This is a genomic window from Parabacteroides sp. KHUB-02 (assembly GCF_056640955.1).
The window spans coordinates 2,856,781-2,880,670 of record NZ_JBWQEV010000001.1 but is presented as its reverse complement, the minus strand read 5'-3'; the positions used below and the strand labels follow the sequence as shown (position 1 = coordinate 2,880,670).

At 43.3% G+C, this 23,890-nt stretch carries 20 protein-coding genes; 16 read left to right on the top strand and 4 right to left on the bottom strand.

The window, feature by feature from the left end:
* Positions 1-3 precede the first annotated feature (3 nt).
* On the bottom strand, positions 4-381 hold the full coding sequence (locus ACYIA1_RS12760) for a transposase (protein ID WP_005862367.1): 378 nt from the start codon (positions 379-381) through the stop codon (positions 4-6).
* Between the two features lie 738 nt (positions 382-1,119).
* Between ACYIA1_RS12760 and ACYIA1_RS12755 the strand changes: the two genes are divergently transcribed.
* The 12 genes from ACYIA1_RS12755 (at position 1,120) to metK (ending at position 16,878) form a co-directional block, all read left to right on the top strand.
* On the top strand, positions 1,120-4,707 hold the full coding sequence (locus ACYIA1_RS12755; RefSeq protein WP_480335449.1) for a DUF1565 domain-containing protein: 3,588 nt from the start codon (positions 1,120-1,122) through the stop codon (positions 4,705-4,707).
* Positions 4,708-4,727: 20 nt separating this feature from the next.
* A complete protein-coding gene (locus ACYIA1_RS12750) occupies positions 4,728-10,073 on the top strand; it encodes an Ig-like domain-containing protein (protein WP_480335447.1) in 5,346 nt (1,781 codons plus the stop codon).
* A gap of 177 nt (positions 10,074-10,250) precedes the next feature.
* Entirely contained in the window at positions 10,251-10,403 is a 153-nt protein-coding gene (locus ACYIA1_RS12745; RefSeq protein WP_005853901.1) for a hypothetical protein, read from the top strand.
* On the top strand, positions 10,404-10,826 hold the full coding sequence (locus tag ACYIA1_RS12740) for a type II toxin-antitoxin system VapC family toxin (RefSeq protein ID WP_005867093.1): 423 nt from the start codon (positions 10,404-10,406) through the stop codon (positions 10,824-10,826).
* Between the two features lie 167 nt (positions 10,827-10,993).
* Positions 10,994-11,872, top strand: coding sequence for a cell division protein FtsX (locus tag ACYIA1_RS12735; protein WP_005853905.1), 879 nt, complete (start codon positions 10,994-10,996; stop codon positions 11,870-11,872).
* 27 nt (positions 11,873-11,899) lie between these two features.
* Positions 11,900-12,139: a DUF3098 domain-containing protein gene (locus ACYIA1_RS12730; RefSeq protein WP_005853907.1), complete on the top strand. Its 240-nt coding sequence runs from the start codon at positions 11,900-11,902 to the stop codon at positions 12,137-12,139.
* Complete coding sequence (locus tag ACYIA1_RS12725; RefSeq protein WP_005867094.1) at positions 12,136-12,936, top strand: undecaprenyl-diphosphate phosphatase; 801 nt, start codon at positions 12,136-12,138, stop codon at positions 12,934-12,936. Before ACYIA1_RS12730 ends, ACYIA1_RS12725 begins: the two co-directional genes overlap by 4 nt.
* A gap of 3 nt (positions 12,937-12,939) precedes the next feature.
* On the top strand, positions 12,940-13,647 hold the full coding sequence (truB, locus tag ACYIA1_RS12720; protein ID WP_005867095.1) for a tRNA pseudouridine(55) synthase TruB: 708 nt from the start codon (positions 12,940-12,942) through the stop codon (positions 13,645-13,647).
* Between the two features lie 12 nt (positions 13,648-13,659).
* A complete protein-coding gene (queA, locus tag ACYIA1_RS12715) occupies positions 13,660-14,709 on the top strand; it encodes a tRNA preQ1(34) S-adenosylmethionine ribosyltransferase-isomerase QueA (RefSeq protein ID WP_005853911.1) in 1,050 nt (349 codons plus the stop codon).
* Between the two features lie 10 nt (positions 14,710-14,719).
* On the top strand, positions 14,720-15,178 hold the full coding sequence (gene folK / locus ACYIA1_RS12710) for a 2-amino-4-hydroxy-6-hydroxymethyldihydropteridine diphosphokinase (protein WP_087342365.1): 459 nt from the start codon (positions 14,720-14,722) through the stop codon (positions 15,176-15,178).
* A 30-nt stretch (positions 15,179-15,208) separates the two neighbouring features.
* On the top strand, positions 15,209-15,403 hold the full coding sequence (locus ACYIA1_RS12705) for a hypothetical protein (protein ID WP_480335442.1): 195 nt from the start codon (positions 15,209-15,211) through the stop codon (positions 15,401-15,403).
* A 188-nt stretch (positions 15,404-15,591) separates the two neighbouring features.
* Positions 15,592-16,878 (top strand): methionine adenosyltransferase, encoded by a 1,287-nt coding sequence (gene metK, locus ACYIA1_RS12700; protein ID WP_005867099.1) that lies wholly within the window; start codon positions 15,592-15,594, stop codon positions 16,876-16,878.
* 114 nt (positions 16,879-16,992) lie between these two features.
* Here the strand turns inward: metK and ACYIA1_RS12695 are convergent, their stop codons facing one another.
* Both ACYIA1_RS12695 and ACYIA1_RS12690 read right to left on the bottom strand, forming a co-directional pair.
* Positions 16,993-17,763, bottom strand: a complete 771-nt coding sequence (locus ACYIA1_RS12695; RefSeq protein ID WP_005853918.1) for an ABC transporter ATP-binding protein — start codon at positions 17,761-17,763, stop codon at positions 16,993-16,995.
* 2 nt (positions 17,764-17,765) lie between these two features.
* Positions 17,766-18,512 carry an MlaE family ABC transporter permease gene (locus ACYIA1_RS12690; protein WP_008773770.1) on the bottom strand — a complete coding sequence of 249 codons (747 nt, stop codon included), beginning with the start codon at positions 18,510-18,512 and terminating at the stop codon, positions 17,766-17,768.
* A gap of 175 nt (positions 18,513-18,687) precedes the next feature.
* On the opposite strand from ACYIA1_RS12690, the gene ACYIA1_RS12685 reads away from it, so the two are divergent.
* Together ACYIA1_RS12685 and lptB are read left to right on the top strand one after the other, a co-directional pair.
* On the top strand, positions 18,688-19,803 hold the full coding sequence (locus ACYIA1_RS12685; protein WP_036618449.1) for a glycoside hydrolase family 43 protein: 1,116 nt from the start codon (positions 18,688-18,690) through the stop codon (positions 19,801-19,803).
* 84 nt (positions 19,804-19,887) lie between these two features.
* The gene (gene lptB, locus ACYIA1_RS12680) at positions 19,888-20,640 is read left to right on the top strand and encodes an LPS export ABC transporter ATP-binding protein (RefSeq protein WP_005853924.1); all 753 of its coding nucleotides are present in this window, start codon (positions 19,888-19,890) and stop codon (positions 20,638-20,640) included.
* On the opposite strand, the gene ACYIA1_RS12675 is transcribed toward lptB, so the two are convergent.
* Positions 20,635-21,522 (bottom strand): CPBP family intramembrane glutamic endopeptidase, encoded by an 888-nt coding sequence (locus tag ACYIA1_RS12675; RefSeq protein ID WP_480335439.1) that lies wholly within the window; start codon positions 21,520-21,522, stop codon positions 20,635-20,637. The genes lptB and ACYIA1_RS12675 overlap by 6 nt on opposite strands.
* Positions 21,523-21,665: 143 nt before the next feature.
* On the opposite strand from ACYIA1_RS12675, the gene tig reads away from it, so the two are divergent.
* Positions 21,666-23,018, top strand: a complete 1,353-nt coding sequence (gene tig, locus ACYIA1_RS12670; RefSeq protein WP_005853929.1) for a trigger factor — start codon at positions 21,666-21,668, stop codon at positions 23,016-23,018.
* Between the two features lie 189 nt (positions 23,019-23,207).
* Positions 23,208-23,870, top strand: coding sequence for an ATP-dependent Clp endopeptidase proteolytic subunit ClpP (gene clpP / locus ACYIA1_RS12665; RefSeq protein WP_005853931.1), 663 nt, complete (start codon positions 23,208-23,210; stop codon positions 23,868-23,870).
* Positions 23,871-23,890: the final 20 nt, after the last annotated feature.

The following is a 23,890-nucleotide window of genomic DNA, read 5'->3' as shown; positions in this document are numbered from 1 at the left end:
TTACTATTTGGCCCCAGGTTTTTTTCTGATGGGAATGTTAAAATACTCTTCCGCACGCGTGATCATTAAATCACGGGCCTCGGTTTCCAACCGGGAGAAGGCAAGGGCCTTCTCCAACTCCTTAACACGCTTCTTGAGTCGCGCGTTTTCATCATGGTAATCCTCTTTGCTTCGATCGCTCATATCCGTAGGGGCTTGACACGGAGCCAAAGATACCTCTTTTACCACTGATTCATACTTCGCCAGCCATTTATTTAACAAAGTTATCCCACTAATACCATGTTGTTTGCAAAAACTGGTTTTGCTCATGCCGGATTGATAATAAGAATGAAGAAGATGCAATTTCTCTTCTTCGCTGTAATGCTCATGTTTTTTGCGCATAATAATTACACATTTTATTGTTATTGAATGTGTCTACCTATATCAGCATAAGACAGGAATTTGTCTTTCAAAAATTGCACGTATTCTTTCCAATGCAAAGAAAAAGTATCAATGTCAAGTATAAGTGGTAGATGTTGAATGATAATTGTAGATGTCAGGCTATCTACAACCTATATGTAATGCTTTGATTTATAAAGCATACATGGCGTAGTGGTAGATATTGTAGATGTTTTCATAAAATCAATATTGTAGAATTCCTTTTATCTCAATTATGTATAGTTGCAGTCTGATATTTGGTTAGTTATGCTATTCCACATGCTTTAAGAAGAGAATCTTATAGCTTGTGATGATATAAAGTTTTTATGGTAGAAAATTTTGTTTACGTAAAAATATTTGATCTATAAGTATTCTGTAATAGATAAAAACGCCTAGTCTAAACGATCGTTTATTCTAGGCGTTAAAGATAGGCTATATTTTTGAATAAAACAAAATCCAGAGAAACTTTTAAAAATTGATTATCAACGCATAAACGTAAATATGGACGCTTATGCGTTGAATTCAATAAAACGCCAGAATAAAATGATCGTTTAGACTAGTCGTTTTATAACCGATGATTTCGCATAACTGCTTGTAAATGATGATTATGAGAAGGCTGATATGCAGAAAACTACAGAGTTTATGAATATAGGGTGAATGTTTTAAATAATTGAATATTACTAACTTATAAAAATTAATCGTATGAAAAGAAGACTACTTTTCTTGTTCGCCGTGTTTATGGTGGCAACGAGTGTGGGGTGGGGACAGACGGATTTGTATGTCAGCACTTCGGGTTCTGATGGTAACGGAGGTGGTGTAGAAGCTCCTTTGGCTACAATTGCGAAAGCGATTGAAAAAGCCGCAGATGGGGCTACCATTCGTGTGGCAGAGGGAATTTATCCCCAAGTTTCACCTATCGTTATTCCAAAGTCTATTACAATTATTGGCAGTGATTCGACAAATTGTATTATAGAAGGGCAGCTAGATATTCAACGGGATGAGGAAGAGAGCGTAATCAATGTCAATTTGCGGAATTTACAGATTACAAAAGGTACAACATTAAGCCAAGGCCTTATTAATGTGATGTCTAAGAATGTGAATTTGAATTTGTCTGGGGTCCATCTTCATCAACTAACAGCAGGTAGTGGTGATGGTTGGGGTAAAAGTTCTATGGGCATTGTTAATCTGGGAAAAAGCTATGATTCTAATAGTATTTGTGATAATGTGAATGTATCTCTTACGAATTCTTGTATTTATTTAGAAGGGTCTTACAATCGAGGGTTCTCTTCGTTTGGAAATACGACTAAGGTGAAAAATACTATTGTATTGGATAATTCTCATATTCTTTCTGCGGTATATCCGAAGAATGGTACTTATAGTAGAGGAATAAGTTTCTCAAATATGAATGGATCGTCCATAGAAATGAAAAATAATAGTACTATCAAAGGATTTTATTATGCAATAAATGTAACAGCGCTAAATGATAATCTTTCGATTTCAATTGTAGATTCAAAAATAGATTCATGGGCGGCACTCAATATTTGGTCATCTAATAATAAGTTTAAGATAGCTAATTCAACATTGGAGTCTCATAACTATCAACTTAAAGGATCAAATGATTTTGCTACGATTGTATTAAATAAAGATGAAGAAGACAATGCGATTAACAATTCCTTTGATATAAAAAATACTAATTTGTTTGCTTTTATGGAAAGTACAGCTCTGCAATATCCTATTTCTGTTCGTAGTACGGGTAATACATTTAATATTGGTGAGGGCTCTGTACTGAAAGTGAATAAAAATAATGTAGGGGTTTTGATACAGGATTATAAAACGAATACTTTTAATTGCGACAATACGGTTAAGTACCAGATCGCAGATGAGAAATCAGCGATTACTGTTTTCAACCAAGATGGTTCATTACGTAATGCGGCTTGCGATATGTCTAGTCTACTTTCTGAGGTAGATTTGACTGATCAAAATCGTATCGTTTTCCCGGAAGGAGAATATACTTTACCAATGACTCTACCATTAGATAAATCTATCACAATTCAAGGAACTGGGCGGGACAAGACTATTATAAAAGGCGCGATCTTGATTAATGGCTCTGCCAATAATACTGCTACCGATGTTAAAATAAAAGGATTGAGTATCGATTATACGCCAACGAAAGTTACTTCTGGAAAATGTACTCCAATTATAGAGGTAACCGGTAATGCGGATTTGTTGATAGATAATTGTATTATGAATAATAATACACAAGGCTATGGTGATCGTAAGAACCCAAATCCTGCAGAAGTATTACAAAATGCGATTCTTCTGGGAGCAACGGCAAAGGGGACTGTACATGTTGAAAATACTACAATAAATTTGGCGGCTAACGCACAAGCAGGAGTTCTTATTGATGGAGAACTGACGGATGTCTCTCTTGTTAACACAAAGATTGATGGACAGGTGAACGGTTCGAATCAATTTGGTGTATATATTCACCATAAAAAAACGCCAGTGACGGTAGATAGTACGACAATCTTGCTAAATAACCATTATTGTATTTATGCTAATAACGCCGGCGATCAAAAATTGACAATAAAGAATAAATCGAACATCGTAGGATACGGTGCTCTCTATTTGTATGAGACCTCAGATATGAACGTTCATGTTTCGGGCGGGAGTACCTTAACTGGTAAGACAAAAAATAAGGGTGTTTCCGATAGTTTTGCGGCTATAGCGATATCAACAAATAATTCTACAGTGGGAGCTTCCAATAACGAGATTGTGATTGAAGATTCTTATATCGGGAATAAGTTTGATGAACAAGAGACAATGGCAATGACTCCGATTAAAATAAATGGTAGTTTTACTCCTACTCCTTGTGATAATAAGATTATATTGAAAGGAAAAACAATTGTCTCAACTACTGATAACATAAAGAACCCAACTATAGTGGGTTATGGTATGAATCCTGATGAATATAATAATGTAATCATGGTGGAAGGCACTGATGTGCAATTTCAAGATCAGAAAGGGAAACCTTGTGTAATCATTAATAAACCGGATGGTTCATTTAGGAATGCGGCGGTCTCTATAGTAACAGCAATCGATTTTGGAGAATTGTATGGGAGTACATATTACCATGAAGGCATTGCCTATGCGGGAGATATAATACTGATTCCTGATACGACTATGGCAGAAACGCTTAATTCTTTAAATGCGGCAAAGCCTAATTTCTTTCCGGATGTGGACACATGGGAGCCTTATACTATCCCGGATGGTGTTATTTTTAATTGCAAGGATGGTCGTTTAGTAATAGAGGAAAATACAGCTAAAGCATATGCTATTGCTAATCCATTTAAAAGGGTTTATTGGTTGAATCAAGGTGCGCAGTCATTTTCTATAAAAGAATGTGTAGTAGCCATTGACATAAAAAGTGATACTACGTGGGCCACATCTTTTCAAGATCGACAGGTGAATATTCTAAATGGAGCGACACTGACTGTCTCGGTGCCTATGGCTTTAGATACAGTGATGATGGAAGAGGATGCACAAGTGGTATTTACCGCTACGGAAGGGAAGTTGACGGCTCGGTCTCTTCGTTTCGCTCCACTTTTGTCTGCTACGGGATGGAAGGCGTTTGGAATGCCATTTACCTCTGCCGTGATCAAGAACTCTATGGAGGAGGAGATCTCGGCTCCAAGTACTCAAAATGTTGATAATGGTATCTGGTTCGCTAGGCTGAAGGATAACAAGACTCCGGAGTTCGTGGTGGATGAGAGTGCTTTTGGCATGGCTGGTCTTTGGGCGGCTAATGGCGATACCTATACGATCTCTTCCGAAGGAGCTTTTGAATTCAAGACCTTGGAAGAACCTGCCGCTCCAACTGAAACAGGTACTTTCTTGATGTGCTCGAATCCGAATACATTTACGATTACCTTGAAACAATCCGCTTATATATTGACAGCGGATGGAACCTCTTTCGAGCAAGAGGCAAACCCGGAGATCAAGCCTTTCCAAAGCTTTGTCTTGACAGACGCCAAGACATTGAGTACGCTTCGCTCTTTACGTATTGGCGATGGCGTGGTTACGGGCAACCAGACGATCGAGCCGGTAGATGGTTATTACGTGACTACCGATCGTGGCGCTATCGTGATCCACACGCCGGAGCCTATGGACGTGGTGATCATCGGAATGAATGGCAAGGTCGCTTATCGTGGCGAGGTTACGGACGGACAGCGGATCATGGTTTCTTCGGGCATCTATGCCGTGAACGGTCAATTAGTAAGGGTTAAATAACGATTAAAACAATGATAAACATGAAAAAGAGTATATTAGCGATATTCCTTGCTGTCATCGCGATGGCACAGGTACATGCGCAAGATTCAGATTTACGTTCCGCCCCGGATCTTCCGACGTTCAAGGTGACGTTGAATTATAGCTCGGCGAATACGGATCAAGGAACCATAACCAGTACGGTAGCCACAGGTTCCAAGGTGGCATATAATAGTAAACCCGTTTTCACGATCACGGCGAAGCCCGGATATGTCCTGTCGGATATAACGATGAATACGGCTACTATTGGCACGTTGCCGAGCGGTACTTTTCAAAATGATAATACGACCACTTATTCCTATACTTCCACCGCTTTAACCGGTAGTACGGAAATCAAGGCGGTGTTCAAGGCGAAAGAGCAGGTGACGGTCACGATCTCTCCTGAGTATGCCACTTTGGATGAGATAAGAGCGAAGGTGAATTTGCCCAAGGTTACTTTTGACCCGGTTATTACGGGGTATAAAGTACAATACAGGGAGGATGGCTCTGCTGCTTTGACGGATGAGCTACCCGAAAAGGCTGGACTTTATTATGTTGTCGTAACCAAGTCGGAGACTGATACGCAAGCCGCCATAAACAAGGCGATTCTATTCAAGGTACAACCGCCCCATACGCTTTCCTACTCGTTTGAGGAGGCGCAAGGATCTGTAACCGCTTCTATGGATGGCTCCACTATCGCTAGTGATGGTGAGATCGTTTATAATAAGCCAGCCGTATTGAATATTACCTCCAAGCCCGGTTATGTGTTGAGCAAACTTACCGTAGATAATAATGAGGTGACTTTGCCGAAAGGAACTTTTAATTCTTCTACGAATGAGACTTCCTATGCGGATTATACGACATCGGCATTGACCGCTTCTACGGTTATTGACGTGCGATTTGCTGCGAAGAAAACCGTATCTGTAACAGCCAATCCATTATCTGCCACGAAGGATGAGGTTTTGGCTGGTAAGAATCTTCCGGTTATCACATTTACCCCCAATACGATAGCGGGGCAGAAGGTTCAATATAAGAACGCTTCCGGAGCTTTATCCGATAAACTTCCTGCGGCGGATGGTGTTTACACGATCGTTGCGACCAGTCCCGAGACTGCGGAATATGCCGCCTTGAAGGATGAGAACATGAAGTTTACGGTATCTAAAGCGAATGTATTAAATTATAACGTGGAAACGGCCGGACAAGGTACGGTTACCGCCAAGATGGGCTCTACGGACATGGCAAGCGGTAGCGAGATCATTAACGGGCAACCTGCCGTATTTACAATTATCGCTAACCCCGGATTTCTATTGAATAAGATTGTTGTGAATGGAACCGCGGTATCAGCCTTGCCAAAAGGTGCGCTTAACAAGGATAACACGATCTCTTATACCTATACGACCGCCTCGTTAACCGCCTCTACGACCTTGTCGGTAGGTTTCGCCGCGAAGAAAACGATTTCCGTGAGTGTAACAGGTTCTTCGGCGACAAAAGACGAGATCGTGGCCGGGAAGAATTTGCCGGTTATTAAGTTTACGCCGGAAATAGCGGGACAAGTGGTTCGATATCGTGCGGCCGATGGTTCGGAGACTTCCACGTTACCGCAGATAGTCGGAGCTTATAAGATCGTCTTATTTAGTCCGGAGACCATGGAGTATGCCGCATTAGAAGATTCCTCTAAAACGTTTACGATCCGTAATGCCAATACCTTGGCTTACGCTGTCGATGGTGGACAGGGTACGGTTACCGCCAAGATGGACAACAAGGACATCATGAGCGGTGGTGAGATCGCTTACGGTAAGCCCGTCATTTTCTCGATCGTATCGAATGCCAACTATAGGCTAGGGGCTATTAAGCAAGGCTCTTCGGACGTGGATATCTCGAAGATCAAGGGAACGTATGCCAATGGAAATACCTCTTACACGTACACGACTCCTAGTCTGACGAGTGGCGATAGCTATATCTTTGCGTTCGTCTCCAAAGATACGGTGAGGTTCGTGGCTAACAACCTTGTCCAGACGGTCGGCTCCATCAAGCCGGTCACGGTAACAAGCGCTGTCGGGGACATCAAGATCGAATATCAATTGAGCGGTACGGCTTGGGTTACGGCATTGCCTTCCACGTTGGCCGTGGGTTCTTATAAGGCCCGTTTGAGCCGTGCGGAGGACTTGACATACCGTAGCCTCTCTGATACGGTTACGTTAGTGGTGGAGAGTAAGAAAGAGGTGGAGAGTTTGGTGTTACCTACTCCGGGTCGTATTGAGGAAGGACAGGCTTTATCGGCGTGTACCTTGATCGATGGTACTTCTTCCGGATCATTTATCTGGAAAGCTCCGAACGAGATCGCTTCTCCGGATAAGAAAAAGTACGACTTGATATTCGAACCGAATGATCCTGTTCACTATGCGGCTAAAGATACGTTTATAACCTTGAACGTAATTCCTGTTTATTCTATGAATGTTACCGCCGGTAATTTCGGTACTGTCATCTTGGAGGGGCGTACCGCAAATGATAAATATGCGAGAGGCTCGGTTTTGAAAGCGACAGCCGTCGCAGATAAGAATTACCGGTTTGCCGGCTGGAGTGATGGGAATACATCGGCTACACGGGAGTTGCAAGCGAATGCGAACTTGGATATCGTAGCCCGTTTTGATCCAGTCCTTTATGGCGTGACGTTTACGGATCCGATGAATGGTTCCTTGAAGGTCTTCGCGAATGGCGTGGAGGTAAAGAATGGTGCTGAGTTTTTGCAGGGAACCTTATTGACTATCACGGCGACTCCGGATGCGGGCTATATGGTTCAGTCCGTGAAGGTGAACGGGGCTTTGGTGAATAACGGTTCTTATACTTTGACACAAGCCGCTGATATATCGGCCGATTTCCTGCAAAAAGAACCGGATAAACATTTGGTCAAGGTTGGGGAGTTGAAGAATGGTAGCGTTAATCTGATCGAGGTGGATACGAAGGCGCCTGTTACTCCCGGTGAGGCTATCTCTGAAGGTGTGAAAGTGAAGGTGATAGGAAATGCGGATTATGGCTATGAGCTGGCATCCGTGAAAGTGGAAGGTGCGAATTATAATGAGGCTGATGGCTCATTTACGGTTGGGACCGGAGATGTTACGGTGAGCGCAAGTTTCCAATTGGTGAAATATCAAATAACCTCGGCATTGAATATCCCTAATGCGGGTAAAGTCGTATTGAAAGATAAGGCCGGTAAAGAGGTGGCTTCCGGTTCTAAGGTTCCTTATATGACTCAATTGACCGCTTCTGTTGAGACGGAAACGGGATATCGTTTTATGAATATGATGGTGAACTCTTCCGAGATCAAGGATGGAGATGTATTCACCGTTTCCGGCCCTATGGTTGTTACCGCTAATTATGTGGAGAAGAAAGATTTGGCCTCGCTGATTGATAAGACGACGCAAACGGTAGTCTATAATAAGCAATACCGGAATTTCGAGGTTAAGATTACGGGCTATTCCGGTTTGGACTTTAAGGTCGCATATTCCCGGAGTGGGGTAGAAATGACAGAGAATCCTAAATCGGCCGGAACTTATAAAGTTCGGATTACCCGTGGCGAGGATGATTTATTTAAAGCCGTGGATATAACTGCCGAGCTGATTATCAAGAAGGCTGGTATGGCATTGCTGGAAGTACCGACTATAGGAGGGGATAATTATGAAAAGGTTGATGCTAAACTTACTCAAGACTTCGAGGATGTGGAATGGAATCCTTCTACACAAAAATCGGCGCTTCGTGCGAATGTGACCGGAATCCCGACAAAGGATCAGGTAAATATTCTGCGCTTTACCCCACTTGACAAGAGTAATTATGAATCGGTAGATTATTCAATGCCGGTTGGTGAAGTAAAAACGTTTTCTTTAAGTACCTCAAATACGGAGGTTACGAATGGAGGCTTGGTTATTAGCGATTATTCGGAAGTTCCGGAGAATACGGTTTTAAAGTTGCGAGCGGTAGCTCCTAGCGAGAATCAGCGTTTTGATTCTTGGAGTGATAATGTCTCAAGCGCCGATAGAAAGAACCCAGAGATAACGGTTACTTTGGCGGCTGATGCGACATACACCCCGAATTTTGTGGATAAACCTAAAATAACGGCGAATCCTTCAGATTTGGAGTTTGTTTATAATGGTTCCGTAAGGCTTGTGGAATTGAAAGACATTTTGAGCGGTAGTTATCCGACAGATGTAAATATTAAATATTCAAATACGGATGGATCGGTTGCTACTCCATTGAACGCGGGTACTTATCTTGTGACTGTAACACGTACCGGGGATGAGAACTGGCGATCTTTCGAGGCAACCAAGAAATTAGTGATAAAGAAAGCGAAGGTCGTAAAGGTAGTGGCTCCTACCGCATCTACGATCACGGAAGGTCAGTCCTTGTCGGAATCCCTATTATCCGGTGGTGTTGCGAAAGGTGCCGATGGGACTACCATATCCGGTAAATTTGAATGGGCTGACGCGTCAGCTATATTGAAACCCGGCAATAGCCAGAAAAAGGAAGTGATCTTCACGTCGTATGATCCGAATTATGAGGATGCGACTACGGAAGCGGAGGTTACGGTGAAAAGTTCGGATGCGTTAGTTGTCACGTTCGCTCAACCGGAAAATGGTTCTTTGAAAGTCTATATGTTGAAGGGTGAGGGTGAGAAGACCGAGATAACGAGTGGAACCGCTGTGGCGAAAGCGACTAAGCTAATCATTGAGGCGGAAGCCAATCCGGATTATGAATTGGCCGTTATTCAAATAGGCGAAGAGAAGTATACGACTTCGCCTGTAGAGATTGAAGTCGATAAGTCATTGGCTATTAGGACGGAGTTCAAGCCGGTTTCTACACCTCCGGGAACAGATGTGGCTGTTACGGGAGTTTCCTTGAATATCACGTCCAAGGCATTGGCCGTAGGTGAATCTTTTGCCTTGCAAGCGAAAGTTACCCCTAATAACGCCACTATGAAAACCGTCTCTTGGAGCAGCAGCGACGAGACGGTGGCTACTGTTGACGCGGATGGTGTCGTTACCGCGCTGAAGATCGGTACCTGCAAGATTACCGTGGCTACCGATGATGGAAACAAGACGGCGTCTTGTGTGGTAACTGTCTCCGGCACGGTAGGTATCGAGCAAATCATCAACGATCATCAAATCTATTGCGAGCGAGGTGCGATAACCGTTCATCCGGCCCGTCCAATCTCGATCCGTATCATCGCGGTGACTGGAGTTAGCCTGTATGGCGATTCAATTATCGGAACTACCCGTATCCCGGTATCTACCGGCATCTATCTGATAGAGATCAACGAGAATGGCAAGCGTATAACAGTGAAAGTAAACGTTCGCTAACAACCTTATTTTAAGAAACTAACCCTTGAGTCTTTAATGTTGGGGAAGGCCGCTAGGAATACTCAGTTCCGGCGGTCTTCTTTTTTATCCTATAAGCTTTACTTTATCTGTTTTTGTTCTGATATAATTAAATAAAACGTTATCTTTGTATCATAGAAAATTAAAACAGAAAGCCTTATGGAAAAAAATGAAGAAAAGAAAAAGGAAGAAAATGCCAAAACTAAAACAACTGTGGCGAAGACTGGAAAAAGAAAGGTAAGTAAGACATGGGAAGCTATGCAGCGGTTAAAGGGAAGTCTGATTGTAAATGACCCTAAATTTTTACTGTAAATGCGATATCTCATTGACACGAATATTTTTGTATATATGGCATCTGATCCCGAATATCTAAATAGGGATATAGATGCTATTATCCAAGAACCGGAAACCCTTCTTTATATAAGTGCCGAGTCCGTACGTGAGCTGATTGTCGCTTATCGAAATAAAGGACTGTGTTCTAAACGATGGAAGTCGGCAGAAGCGATGATCGTCGCCATAGAAAAGGAGTTTTATGTGAAAATATTGCCATTGAAAAAAGAACATATGCAAACGTATGCGCATATGGAGATCAATGAGGCGCAGGGACACAAAGATCCCTCAGACCACGTAATTATTGCGCATGCCATAACGGAACATCTACCGCTTATATCAAGTGATACCCGTTTCGGATTCTATAGAAGTCAAGGGTTGGACTTGGTATTCAATCAGAAATAATCTATATATTGTATATGTACGAATGGCCTTTGTTAGAGTTGTAGAGGTTAAATATTCTAAAACCCTTTCGGCTTACTTATTTTATTCGTTCTTTTGCAAGAAAATTGGGAGGTGTGTTCTCTGTACGCATCTCCTTAATTTATTTAACGTTAATAAGTGAGAGTCTGATGGCTGAAAATAAAAAAGTTAGTTCTGTTTCTTTCTTTAACTCCCGGCTTACGTCTGTTATTAGTATCTCCTTGGTACTATTCTTGCTAGGACTCATTCTATTGATAGGGATGTTGGGTAATAAACTCTCCGTTTATGTGAAAGAGAACTTATCTTTCTCCATCGTGCTGAAAGATAACCAAAAAGAAACTGAGATAAAGAAAATGCAGAAGAGCTTGGATGCTCTTCCTTTTATAAAATCAACCGAGTATATATCGAAAGAGCAAGCCGCGAAAGAGTTGGAAGAAGAACTGGGCGAGAATCCGGAAACCTTCTTAGGCTTTAACCCTTTACAGGCCTCGATTGAGGTGAAACTGCATTCGGAGTACGCCAACCCCGATAGCCTCCAAGTGATAGAGAAGAAGATTAGAAACTATACGTCGGTCTCGGAGCTGCTTTACCGAAAGGATATGATGGAGATGGTCCATAATAATATGAAGCGGTTGGGCTTGATCCTGCTAACCTTGGCTGCGGTACTGATGATTATCTCGTTCGTGTTGATCAGTAATACGATTCGCCTGTTGATTTATTCCAAACGATTCTTAATTCATACGATGAAGCTAGTGGGGGCTACTTCCGGCTTTATACGTAGGCCTTTTGTGAAATATAACATAGTAAGTGGCATTTTCGCCTCTATCTTGGCAATATTGATGCTAACCGGAGCGTTATATTATTTGCAAAATGAATTGAAAGGTTTTATCCAGATATTGGATATGCAAACATTATTATTGGTTTATGTGGCAGTGTTTGCTTTAGGTATTGTCTTGTCCGTGATCGCGACCATTTTTGCCGTGAATAAATATTTGCGGATGGGGGTCGATAAGTTGTATTATATTTAATGTACGAATAATAAAGAGTTGAGAAAGATGGCTAAAAGAGATTTTGCTTTCGGAAAAGAGAATTTTATACTGATTGCGGTAGCGGTTGCCTGCATCGTGCTTGGTTTCATATTGATGAGTGGTGGAGGTTCCGGGGATAATACGTTCAATCCCGATATATTCAGCGCCCGCCGTATCGTGGTAGCTCCGGTGGTTACGGTTATTGGTTTCGTGATGATGATTTTTGGAATCTTGAAGAATAGCAAAGATAAAGAAGTAACAGAATGAGTTGGTTTGAGGCCTTGATACTGGGTATCGTACAGGGATTGACCGAATATCTGCCGGTGAGCAGTAGCGGTCATTTAGCGATTGGCTCAGCTTTGTTTGGTATAGAGGGAGAGGAGAATCTTGCGTTTACGATCGTCGTGCATGTGGCGACCGTATTCAGTACGTTAGTGGTTTTATGGAAGGAAATCGATTGGATATTCCGTGGTTTGTTTAAATTTCAGATGAACGCGGAGACGAAGTATGTGATTAATATCTTGATTTCCATGATTCCGATCGGGATCGTTGGGGTATTCTTTAAAGATACGGTAGAACAAATCTTTGGATCAGGTTTATTGGTCGTTGGTTGTATGCTGCTATTGACGGCGGCTTTGCTGGCATTTTCGTATTATGCCAAACCACGCCAGAAAGAGTCGATCTCGATGAAAGACGCTTTTATTATCGGGCTGGCTCAGGCTTGCGCCGTGATGCCGGGTTTGTCACGTTCCGGATCAACGATCGCTACCGGTTTGTTATTGGGAAATAATAAGGCGAAACTAGCCCAGTTCTCTTTCTTGATGGTAATACCTCCGATCTTGGGAGAGGCGTTGTTGGATGTGATGAAGATGGTGAAAGGTGAAGATGTGGCCGGGAGCATTCCCGCATTATCATTAGCGGTAGGTTTCGTGGCCGCTTTTGTTTCCGGTTGCGTGGCCTGTAAATGGATGATCAACATCGTGAAAAAGGGGAAACTGATTTATTTCGCTATCTATTGCGCGATCGCGGGATTGGTGACAATTGCTTGTACATTACTGAAATAAAGAATGGATTTTATAGCTGGAGAGATTTTATATTTTAATAAACCGCTAACGTGGACTTCTTTTGACCTAGTTAATAAATTTCGCTATAAGCTAAGTCGGAAACTGAAGGTAAAGAAGATTAAAGTTGGACATGCGGGGACACTGGATCCCTTGGCTACAGGTGTGATGATCGTTTGTACCGGAAGGGCTACGAAGCGGATCGATGAGTTTCAATATCAGACGAAGGAATATATCGCTACGTTGAAGTTGGGAGAGACTACCCCGTCTTTCGATTTGGAGAAAGAGATAGACGCCGTGTATCCCACGGAACATATAACCCGTGAGCTCGTGGAGGAGGTTTTAAAGACATTCGTGGGTACGATCCAACAGATTCCCCCGGTGTTCTCCGCTTGCAAAATCGAAGGTAAACGTGCTTATGAGCTAGCCCGGAAAGGAGAGGAGGTTGAACTAAAATCCAAGACATTGGTTATAGACGAACTGGAGTTGCTGGAGTGCGATTTGCCTGTTATAAAGATACGGGTGGTATGTAGCAAAGGTACCTATATTCGTGCGTTGGCTCGTGATATCGGGAAGGCCCTGGATTCTGGCGCTCATTTGATTGGATTGGAACGGACTCGCATCGGAGAGGTAACCTTGGATATGTGTATGTCTCCGGAGGAGATCGATGATTTCTTAGAGAAGAATGTGGTAAAAATAGAAGAAGAAAAATAAATAGAGTGCATTATGAAGCTTTCGAAATTCAAATTTAACTTACCGTCGGAATTAATCGCTTTACATCCGGCGAAGAACAGAGATGAGTCGAGGTTGATGGTCGTTCATCGTGATACAGGTGAGATCGAGCATCGCGAATTCAAGGATATTCTAGACTATTATGGAAAAGGTGACGTGTTTATCTTTAATAACACGAAAGTGTTCCCCGCTCGCTTGTACGGTAACAAGGAGAAAACAGGGGCGCGTATCGAGGTGTTCTTGTTGCGCGAGCTGAACGAGGACTTACGTTTGTGGGACGTATTGGTGGATCCGGCTCGTAAGATCCGTATCGGTAATAAGTTATACTTTGGCGAGGATGATTCCATGGTCGCGGAGGTAATTGATAATACGACTTCGCGTGGTCGTACGCTCCGTTTCTTATATGACGGGAACCACGACGAGTTTAAGAAGGCTTTGTATGCCTTGGGCGAGACTCCGCTGCCTAAGTATATCGAACGTGAGGTGGAACCGGAAGACGAGGATCGTTATCAGAATATTTTCGCTGCGGAAGAAGGTGCGGTTGTGGCTCCTGCCGCGGGATTGCATTTTAGCCGTGAGTTGATGAAACGTTTGGAGATCAAGGATTGCCAGTTCGCTTTCTTGACATTGCATTCGGGCTTGGGTAATTTCCGTGAGATCGACGTGGAAGATTTGACAAAGCATAAGATGGATTCTGAGCAAATGGTCGTAAATGCCGATGTAGTGGATATCGTGAACAAGGGAAAGGATGAGGGGCACAAGGTTTGTGCTGTCGGAACTTCCGTGATGCGTGCGATCGAGACGGCTGTAAGTACGGATGGTCATCTGAAAGAGTTCGAGGGCTGGACGAATAAGTTTATCTTCCCTCCGTATGATTTCAGCGTGGCTACCAGCATGGTGACAAATTTCCACATGCCGTTGTCTACATTATTGATGATGACAGCTTCTTTCGGTGGTTATGAGTTGATCATGGACGCTTACGATATCGCTTTGAAAGAGAAATATCGTTTCGGTGCTTACGGCGACGCTATGCTAATCCTTTAATCCGGTTTCTATGGCGACAGCTTACCTTGGATTAGGTACGAACGTAGGCAATAAACGAGGAAATTTGGTGACAGCGGCGGCGCTGTTGGCTGAAAGGGTGGGAGATGTTCTTGCCCTTTCTGATATGTATGAGACGGAGCCTTGGGGATTTGAATCGGACAACACTTTCTTGAACGCCGTGATCGTTATGACGACGGAACTTTCCCCTATGGAATTATTAGACGCTACCCGTTTGATCGAGATCGAGATGGGACGTATCGAAAAAAGTGACGGTGTGTATCATGACCGTATCATCGATATCGATCTGTTAATGGTGGATGAGCAAATCCTGCATACGGAGCGGCTGACGCTACCGCACCCTCTGATGCACAAACGGTCGTTTGTTATGGAACCGTTGGCAGAAGTAGCTCCGTTGGTGAAACATCCTGTGTTTGGCAAGACGATGCGTGAACTTTTATCCGAATTATAAGTTTTAATTATGAACTACGAGATTTGAGTTATGAATAAAGAAATTAATAAAGCGATGACGCAAGGGATCGTTTTCAAGAAAGCGAAAGGCGAAGCGGAAGATCCGAATGACAAGAAAATCAAGTTCTCTGATTTCCTGAAAGGGACACATGGCTCTGATTCAGCGAAATGGAAGGCCGGTTTTAAATATAAAAAAGCCTTACGTAATTCCAAAAAGAAGAAATAATTTTCAATTTTCAACTTTCAATTCTCAATTATTGCGTATCTTTGCGAATGAATTGACGTGGATAGATTTGTATTGCTTGCAACCACGGGAAAAAATGCTAAAAACATATCCTTTTCGTTGCCGTCCGGCAGAAAAATCCTTCCAAGTTCAATTCAGTTGTAGATTAGTAATCTTTTCAATTTAAAACGATGAGTTATTTATTCACCTCCGAATCGGTGTCTGAAGGGCACCCCGATAAAGTAGCCGATCAAATATCGGATGCTTTGCTGGATGAGTTCTTGGCGTATGACAAGAATTCGAAAGTTGCTTGCGAAACCCTTGTTACAACCGGACAGGTTGTCTTGGCTGGAGAAGTTAAATCAAGTGCGTATGTGGATGTGCAGGAAGTGGCACGTGGCGTGATCGAGAAGATTGGTTACACGAAAAGCGAGTACCAGTTTGAAGCGAAATCATGTGGTGTGTTCTCTTCTATCCATGAGCAGAGTGGCGACATCAACCGTGGCGTAGAGCGTGCGGATCCCTATGAGCAGGGTGCCGGCGACCAAGGTATGATGTTCGGTTATGCTACTAATGAGACTGAGAATTACATGCCTTTGGCGTTGGACTTATCTCATAGTTTATTATGGGAATTGGCGAAGATCCGTAAGGAAGAACCGGATTTGATGCCTTATTTACGTCCGGACGCTAAGAGTCAGGTTACGATTGAATACGATGATAACGGTAAGCCGTTGCGTATCGATACGATTGTGGTATCCACGCAGCATGATGAGTTTATCGGTCCGAAAGGTATTTCACAGAAGGAAGCGGATGAGGCTATGCAAAAGAGGATTGCCTTAGACGTGAAGAAGATATTGATACCTCGTGTGAAGGCTCAATATCCGGCTCATGTACAGGCTTTGTTTAATGATAATATCATTTATCACGTGAACCCGACCGGTAAGTTCGTGATCGGTGGTCCTCACGGTGATACCGGTTTGACCGGCCGTAAGATCATCGTGGATACATACGGTGGCAAAGGTGCTCATGGCGGTGGTGCTTTCTCTGGAAAGGACCCTTCTAAGGTAGACCGTTCGGCTGCTTATGCCGCTCGTCATATCGCTAAGAATATGGTTGCTGCCGGTGTGGCGGATGAGATGCTGGTACAGGTGTCTTATGCGATCGGTGTGGCTAAACCGATGAATATTTTCGTGAATACTTTTGGCCGTGCGAAGGTGAATATGACAGACGGAGAGATCGCCGCTAAGATCTGGGATATCTTCGATATGCGTCCGAAAGCGATCGAGGAGCGTTTGAAATTGCGTAACCCGATTTATTTCGAGACCGCTTCTTATGGTCATATGGGACGCAAACCCCAGACGGTGACGAAGACATTCTCTTCCCGTTATTTGCAGAAGCCGGTTACTTGTGATGTGGAGTTATTCACATGGGAGAAATTGGATTATGCAGATAAGATCAAGGACGTGTTTGGTCTATAAAAAATAAGTGGAAAAAGTAAGCTGGCTTAAATGGCGAAGTATGTTAAGATACTTTGCCATTTAAGTTAAGATACTTAGCCGATGAAGTTAAGATACTTTGCCAAGTATGTTAACTTACCCTTCCTCTTGGAGCATTTCTACTTCTTTTACTTTCCTGAACAGGTCGGACGCAAAGATGAAATCGTTCAATGCTTGGTTATTAGAGGTGATTACCTGCTCTTTTGTTCCTTGCCATTCCTTCACGCCTTCCTTAATAAAGATGATATTATCACCAATATTCATCACGGAGTTCATGTCGTGGGTATTGATAACGGTCGTCATATTGTACTCCACCGTAATGTCGTGAATCAAATCATCGATCAATAGAGAAGTCTTGGGGTCCAGTCCGGAGTTCGGCTCATCGCAGAACAGGTATTTAGGATTTAGGGAGATCGCTCTTGCGATGGCGGCACGTTTCATCATACCTCCACTGATCTCGGAAGGATATAGATGTCCGGCCTCGGACAGGTTTACACGTTCCAAACAGAATTCCGCACGTTTCCTGCGCTCTTTCGTTGAGTCTTTAGAGAACATATCTAAAGGAAACATTACGTTTTCCATTACCGTCATGCTGTCGAATAAAGCGGAACCTTGGAACAACATACCCATTTCCCGACGCAGCATATTTAACTCATGCTTGTTCATCGTGATCAAGTCTCTGCCGTCGTATAATATCTGTCCGGTATCAGGTTTCATTAACCCGATGATATTCTTGATCATTACCGTTTTACCCGAACCGCTTCGTCCGATGATCAGATTCGTCTTACCATCCTCGAACGTCGTACTTATATCTTTCAAGACGACACGTCCATCGAAAGACTTCGTTATATTCTTAACTTCGATCATTTTTAAGTAAGCATTAAATGGGTTAATATTACGTCGGCAAGTAAAATCATGATACTGCTCATGACCACGGCATTCGTACTTGCCTTACCTACCTCTAGGGCGCCTCCCTTTACGTTATAGCCAAAATAGGCGGCGATGGATGAGATGATGAACGCATATACTACGGATTTGATAATAGAATACCAAATGTAAAACTCGTTGAAGTAGAATTGCAAACCGTACTCGAACGAGGAAGGAGTCATTCCCGTACTCGTTGAGTAACTGGCGAATATGCCGCCCATGATACCGGTGAACATACTGAAGATAACCAATACCGGAATAAAGATCATCAAACCGAGCATTTTCGGAAGGATCAAGAAATTGGCGGAATTAACACCCATGATTTCCATGGCGTCTATCTGCTCGGTGACTCGCATGGTTCCGATCTCGGAGGCGATATTACTGCCTACTTTACCCGCTAGGATGAGTGCCATGATAGAGGAAGAGAATTCCAGCAAGATAATCTCACGGGTGGTATAGCCGATCGTAAACTTAGGAATCAAGGGGGAACTGATATTCAAGGAGATCTGGATAGCGATAACCGTACCGATAAAGACCGAGATGATTATGACAATCCAAAGAGAATCCACGCCTAGCTTGTATATCTCTTTGATCAATTGCTTAAAGAACATACTCCACCGGTCTGGAAGTGTTATACTCTTCATCATCAGTAGGGTATACTCACCCATTCTGTGTAATGCTTTATTCATTTTTATCTTGATAAATTTCTGATTTCAATTTGCAAAGATAGCGTAAAATCCACTAATAACCATATAACATCTTAGAAACAAGATTGGTTTTATTTGTAAATCCTATGGTATTAAAGTTTGCCACATCCCTCTTTTTTAACTATGTTTGCTTTCTTAAATACTAAAAAATACTTTTATGAAGCGAATTCTTTTAGGAGTGATCGGCTTGCTGTGTTTATGTGTGGCTTGCCAGCGGAAGGATCTTTCTTTTAAGCCGGGGGAAGTTTGGCCGGATGATAAAGGGGTACATATAAACGCTCATGGTGGCGGTATTCTACGGGTCGGGGATACTTATTATTGGTTTGGTGAGCATAAAACGGAGGGCTCGGCTGGAAATCTGGCTCAAGTAGGCGTTCATTGCTATTCGTCGAAAGATTTATATAATTGGAAAGACGAGGGAATCGCCTTATCGGTCGTGCCGGATGATACGACGAGCCATATTGCTAAGGGATGCGTGTTGGAGCGTCCGAAAGTGATTTATAATAAAAAGAATGATCAATATGTAATGTGGTTTCATTTAGAGCCGAGAGGTGCTGGCTATTCGGGAGCATTGAGTGGAGTGGCTGTCAGTAAAAACGTGGCGGGGCCTTACTCGTTCGTAAACGCTTTCCGTCCGAATGCCGGTTTTTGGCCGGTTAATGTACAGGAACTACATAAGCAACCTTGTACGCTTTCCGCAGATCTACGTTTTAGCGGTGGAGAGTTACCAGCCCATCCGGATAGCTTGAATTTATTGGGGCGTGACCAGATCTCCGGACAAATGGCTAGGGATATGAACCTTTTCGTGGATGACGATGGCATCGCTTATCATATTTATTCCTCGGAAGAGAATAGTACCTTGCATATATCGCAGCTGACCGATGATTATACGAGTTATTCCGGTAAGTACGCCCGTTTCTTCCCGGGGCGTTTCATGGAAGCTCCAGCCTTGTTCAAACAGAAGGGGAAATATTATTTGATTATGTCCGGCTGTACGGGCTGGGCTCCGAATGCGGGACGATCGGCGGTCGCTTCCTCGATTTGGGGACCTTGGAAGGAATTGGAAAATCCGTTTAGGGGAGAGAACTCGGAGGTGTCGTTTTATTCTCAGAGCACGTACGTATTGCCTGTACCCGGCCATGCGGATCGCTTTATTTATATGGGAGATCGTTGGACTCCGGAGAACGCTATAGACGGACGTTATATCTGGCTTCCTATCCGATTCGAGGGGGAGCAACCCGTGATCGAGTGGCAATCTGAGTGGAGTTATTAAATTCTCTTATCGCTTTTTTGCGAATGTATGTGATGTAGATCTGCGGATTATCACGTACATTCGCGTTAAATTTTTAAGTAGCTTATGTCAGACGAACAACGAATGGTGCTCCGTACGGAGGACTTGGTAAAGAAATATAGGACTCGTACGGTCGTGAATCATGTATCGATTAACGTGAAACAAGGGGAGATCGTTGGTTTGCTTGGTCCGAACGGAGCGGGAAAGACGACCACCTTTTATATGACAGTAGGTTTGGTCACTCCTAACGAGGGTAAGATCTTCTTGAATGACATGGAGATTACGAAATTCCCGGTCTATAAGCGGGCTCGCAACGGCATTGGCTATCTGGCGCAAGAGGCTTCGATTTTCCGGAAAATGACGGTGGAAGATAATATCCGCTCGGTCTTGGAGATGACGGGACGTAGCGTTGAGTACCAAAAAGAGAAACTGGAAAGCTTGATTTCAGAGTTCGGTTTGAATAAGGTTCGTAAAAACTTGGGAGACCAGCTTTCGGGTGGAGAGCGGCGTCGTGCGGAGATTGCCCGCTGTCTGGCGATCGATCCGAAGTTCATTATGTTGGATGAGCCTTTTGCCGGTGTAGACCCGATCGCCGTACAAGATATCCAGACAATCGTAGCTCGCTTGAAACATAAGAATATCGGAATCTTGATTACCGACCACAATGTGTACGAGACATTGAGTATTTGTGACCGGGCCTATCTTTTGTTCGAGGGAAAAGTCCTTTTCCAAGGAACCGCCGAACAACTAGCCGAGAACGAGATCGTGCGCGAGAAATATTTGGGAAAAGACTTCGTGCTGCGTAAGAAAGACTTATAGCAGCCGTTTCAATCGCCTGTTTACCAGTATGAACAGCAGGAAAGATAAGGCGGCGATAAGACAAAAGTCCAAAAGATGCTCGGCGGGAATATTGCCTGTGATAAACTCGTTATCCTTGAGACGACTGTCCGACATCCCTATTACGGCGAAAGCATTATTGACAAAGTGGGCGAACACCGGTATCCAGATGCTCTTGCTCCAATAGAGTAGATAGCCGAAATAGGCTCCGAGTATCATCCGGGGCAAGAATCCGTAAAATTGTAAATGGAAGGCGCTAAATAGTATGGCGGCGACCCATATGATCGTATGAGGGTTGGAGGTCCATTTCCCGATCACTCGTTGCAAGGCTCCTCTGAACAGGAACTCCTCGGTTATCCCGGCCGTAACGGCGATAACGATAAGGTTGGCCAGGATTACCCAAACGCTATCGCTGGATAACAGGATCGTCGTCAGTTGTTCGGCGAGGGTTTCTTGCGCCCGCATCCATTCCTCGATAGGAGCCATAAACGCGGGTAACTCCATCTGCTTGTTGAGCAATCCTAGCAAATTGATAACCGGAGAAAATAAGAACATGCAAACTAAGGTGAGAATCCAGATCCTGCCGTCTGTGATTTTCTTGACTGATAGATAATGGCGGGGATTGTCACTACATGTCCAAGCCATGGCGATAGATGGTAGCAAAAAGGTACAGATCGCCGAGATGAACTGAATGAGCCTCATTAAATTAGCGTCTTGGGTTATATCAGTCTGTAAACCGTGGGTCGCGAGTAATAAGCCCGTGGATATAATAGATGATAAAACGGCTCCAGCCAATAAGAATAGCAGGAGGATCAAAAGTTGGATTACCGCCGGACGGGTAGCATATATTCCTTTTATTCTCATAATGATTCATTCAAAGGGTAAATAATTGCCGCCAAATATAAACAAAAGAATAAAAACAGATCAAAATTTGCACGATTAAAAGAATAAGTCTAATTTTGCGACCTAAAATTCGATACGACTATTAATTAAATAAATCATTCAGAATGAACGTTTCGCTTAAAAACAATGATGCCGTAAGCGGTATCGTGAAATTAGAAATAGTGAAAGCTGACTATGCTGATCAGGTAGACAAGAGCCTGCGTAGCCTTCGTCAGAAAGCCAATGTACCGGGTTTCCGTAAGGGCATGGTTCCTATGGGCATGGTTAAAAAAATGTACGGAAAGCACGTGCTGGTAGAGGAGATAAACAAATTAGTTTCTGAGAATCTGTTCAAGTATATCCGTGAGAACGATTTGCATATCTTAGGCGAGCCGATGCCTAACGAGACAGAGCAAAAGCCGTTGGATTTCGATAAGGAAGAGGATTTCGAATTCTGTTTTGACGTGGCTTTGGCTCCGGAGATCAATATCGAGTTGAGCAAGAACGATAAACTTCCGTTCTATCAAGTCGCTATCGATGAAGAAATGCTAAATAACCAAGTAAACGCTTATCGCTCAAACTTCGGTTCTTACGACAAGGTAGACGAGGTTGAGGAAAAAGATATGGTAAAAGGTACGGTAGCCGAGCTTGAGAATGGTGCCCCGAAAGAAGGTGGTATCGTTGTGGAGGACGCTGTCTTGATGCCTATGTATATCAAGGATGAGGAAGAAAAAGCTAAGTTTATCGGTGCTAAAGTAAATGCCGTAGTGGTATTCAACCCGAATAAGGCTTATGAGGGTGCTGAGGCAGAGATCGCTTCTTTCTTGAAGATCGATAAGGAGAAAGTGGCTGAGACTACAGGCGACTTCAGCTTCGAGATCAAGGAGATCACCCGTCATAAAGATGCTGAGATGAACCAAGAGTTGTTCGACAAGGTATTTGGCGAGAACGTGGTTACTAGCGAGGAAGAGTTCAAGAACAAGATCAAGGAAGCTTTGGCTGAGCAATTCGCTCCTCAGAGTGACTTCAAGTTCTTGACAGACACTCGTGATATGTTGGTTGAGAGAGCTGGCGAGTTGAATTTCGCTGACGATTTATTGAAACGCTGGTTGCTTGCCGCTAACGAGAAGAATACGAAAGAGAAGATCGACGAGGACTTCCCTCAGATCCTTCAGGATTTGAAATATCAGTTGATCAAGGAGAACTTGGTTAAGAAGAACGGCTTGAAGGTTGAGGACGCTGACATCGAGAACTTCGCTAAACGTGTGGCTAAGGCTCAGTTCGCTCAATACGGCATGTTGTCTGTACCGGAAGATGTACTTGACAACTACGCTAAAGACATGTTGAAAAATAAGCAAACACTTCAGAACATCATCGACCGTGCGGTTGAGGAGAAATTGGCTGCTTGGTTGAAAGAGCAAGTGGAACTTGATGTTAAGGAGGTAACCGCTGACGAGTTCAACAAACTTTTTGAATAAAAAGATCTTTACTCGGCCTCTTAGGAGGTTGTTTTATATCAAAAAAGGGATTTCTCTCTAAAAATATCTTAGCGGATAGCGAAATAAATTGTTTCTTTCAGAAATTTATTTATAACTTTGTTTTTCCGTTAAGTCACAGAGGGAAATCCCTTTTTACGTCTTCTCGGTAAATAAAAGATAGGAGAAAATATGGAAGATTTTAGAAAGTATGCTACAAAGCATTTAGGTATGAGTGGTACGGCTCTGGATAGTTATATGAACATCTCCAGTAGCTATATCTCCCCGACAATTATAGAGGAACGACAGCTGAATGTCGCTCAAATGGATGTCTTCTCTCGGTTGATGATGGACCGTATTATTTTCTTGGGCACGCAAGTGGATGATTATACCGCTAACGTGATTCAAGCGCAGTTGTTGTATCTGGATTCCAGTGATCCCGGAAAGGACATCTCTATTTATATCAATTCGCCGGGTGGCTCTGTATATGCGGGCTACGGCATTTACGACACGATGCAGTTTATTTCCAGCGACGTATCTACGATTTGTACGGGTATGGCCGCCTCTATGGCGTCTGTCTTATTGGTGGCGGGAACCAAGGGAAAACGTTTCGGCTTGAAGCACTCCCGTGTAATGATCCATCAACCGCTTGGCGGCGTACAAGGACAGGCCTCAGACATCGAGATTACCGCTCGCGAGATCTTGAAGGTTAAGAAAGAACTGTACACCATAATCTCGGATCATTCAGGTAGACCCTATGAGGAGATCGAGCGCGATGGCGACCGTGATTTCTGGATGACTGCGGAGGAAGCGAAAAAGTATGGCATGATCGACGATGTTTTAACACGTAAATAACAAAAACAACAATAAGAAAC

Bases quoted from the DNA above. Each gene is read 5' to 3' on its own strand.
- folK (WP_087342365.1), top strand. From the start codon at position 14,720: ATGGCGACAGCTTACCTTGGATTAGGTACGAACGTAGGCAATAAACGA.
- queA (WP_005853911.1), top strand. From the start codon at position 13,660: ATGAAGCTTTCGAAATTCAAATTTAACTTACCGTCGGAATTAATCGCT.
- ACYIA1_RS12725 (WP_005867094.1), top strand. From the start codon at position 12,136: ATGAGTTGGTTTGAGGCCTTGATACTGGGTATCGTACAGGGATTGACC.
- ACYIA1_RS12760 (WP_005862367.1), bottom strand. From the start codon at position 381: ATGCGCAAAAAACATGAGCATTACAGCGAAGAAGAGAAATTGCATCTT.
- lptB (WP_005853924.1), top strand. From the start codon at position 19,888: ATGTCAGACGAACAACGAATGGTGCTCCGTACGGAGGACTTGGTAAAG.
- clpP (WP_005853931.1), top strand. From the start codon at position 23,208: ATGGAAGATTTTAGAAAGTATGCTACAAAGCATTTAGGTATGAGTGGT.
- tig (WP_005853929.1), top strand. From the start codon at position 21,666: ATGAACGTTTCGCTTAAAAACAATGATGCCGTAAGCGGTATCGTGAAA.
- ACYIA1_RS12705 (WP_480335442.1), top strand. From the start codon at position 15,209: ATGAATAAAGAAATTAATAAAGCGATGACGCAAGGGATCGTTTTCAAG.
- ACYIA1_RS12735 (WP_005853905.1), top strand. From the start codon at position 10,994: ATGGCTGAAAATAAAAAAGTTAGTTCTGTTTCTTTCTTTAACTCCCGG.
- ACYIA1_RS12740 (WP_005867093.1), top strand. From the start codon at position 10,404: ATGCGATATCTCATTGACACGAATATTTTTGTATATATGGCATCTGAT.
- ACYIA1_RS12745 (WP_005853901.1), top strand. From the start codon at position 10,251: ATGGAAAAAAATGAAGAAAAGAAAAAGGAAGAAAATGCCAAAACTAAA.
- ACYIA1_RS12730 (WP_005853907.1), top strand. From the start codon at position 11,900: ATGGCTAAAAGAGATTTTGCTTTCGGAAAAGAGAATTTTATACTGATT.
- ACYIA1_RS12755 (WP_480335449.1), top strand. From the start codon at position 1,120: ATGAAAAGAAGACTACTTTTCTTGTTCGCCGTGTTTATGGTGGCAACG.
- ACYIA1_RS12690 (WP_008773770.1), bottom strand. From the start codon at position 18,512: ATGAATAAAGCATTACACAGAATGGGTGAGTATACCCTACTGATGATG.
- ACYIA1_RS12695 (WP_005853918.1), bottom strand. From the start codon at position 17,763: ATGATCGAAGTTAAGAATATAACGAAGTCTTTCGATGGACGTGTCGTC.
- ACYIA1_RS12750 (WP_480335447.1), top strand. From the start codon at position 4,728: ATGAAAAAGAGTATATTAGCGATATTCCTTGCTGTCATCGCGATGGCA.
- ACYIA1_RS12685 (WP_036618449.1), top strand. From the start codon at position 18,688: ATGAAGCGAATTCTTTTAGGAGTGATCGGCTTGCTGTGTTTATGTGTG.
- metK (WP_005867099.1), top strand. From the start codon at position 15,592: ATGAGTTATTTATTCACCTCCGAATCGGTGTCTGAAGGGCACCCCGAT.
- truB (WP_005867095.1), top strand. From the start codon at position 12,940: ATGGATTTTATAGCTGGAGAGATTTTATATTTTAATAAACCGCTAACG.
- ACYIA1_RS12675 (WP_480335439.1), bottom strand. From the start codon at position 21,522: ATGAGAATAAAAGGAATATATGCTACCCGTCCGGCGGTAATCCAACTT.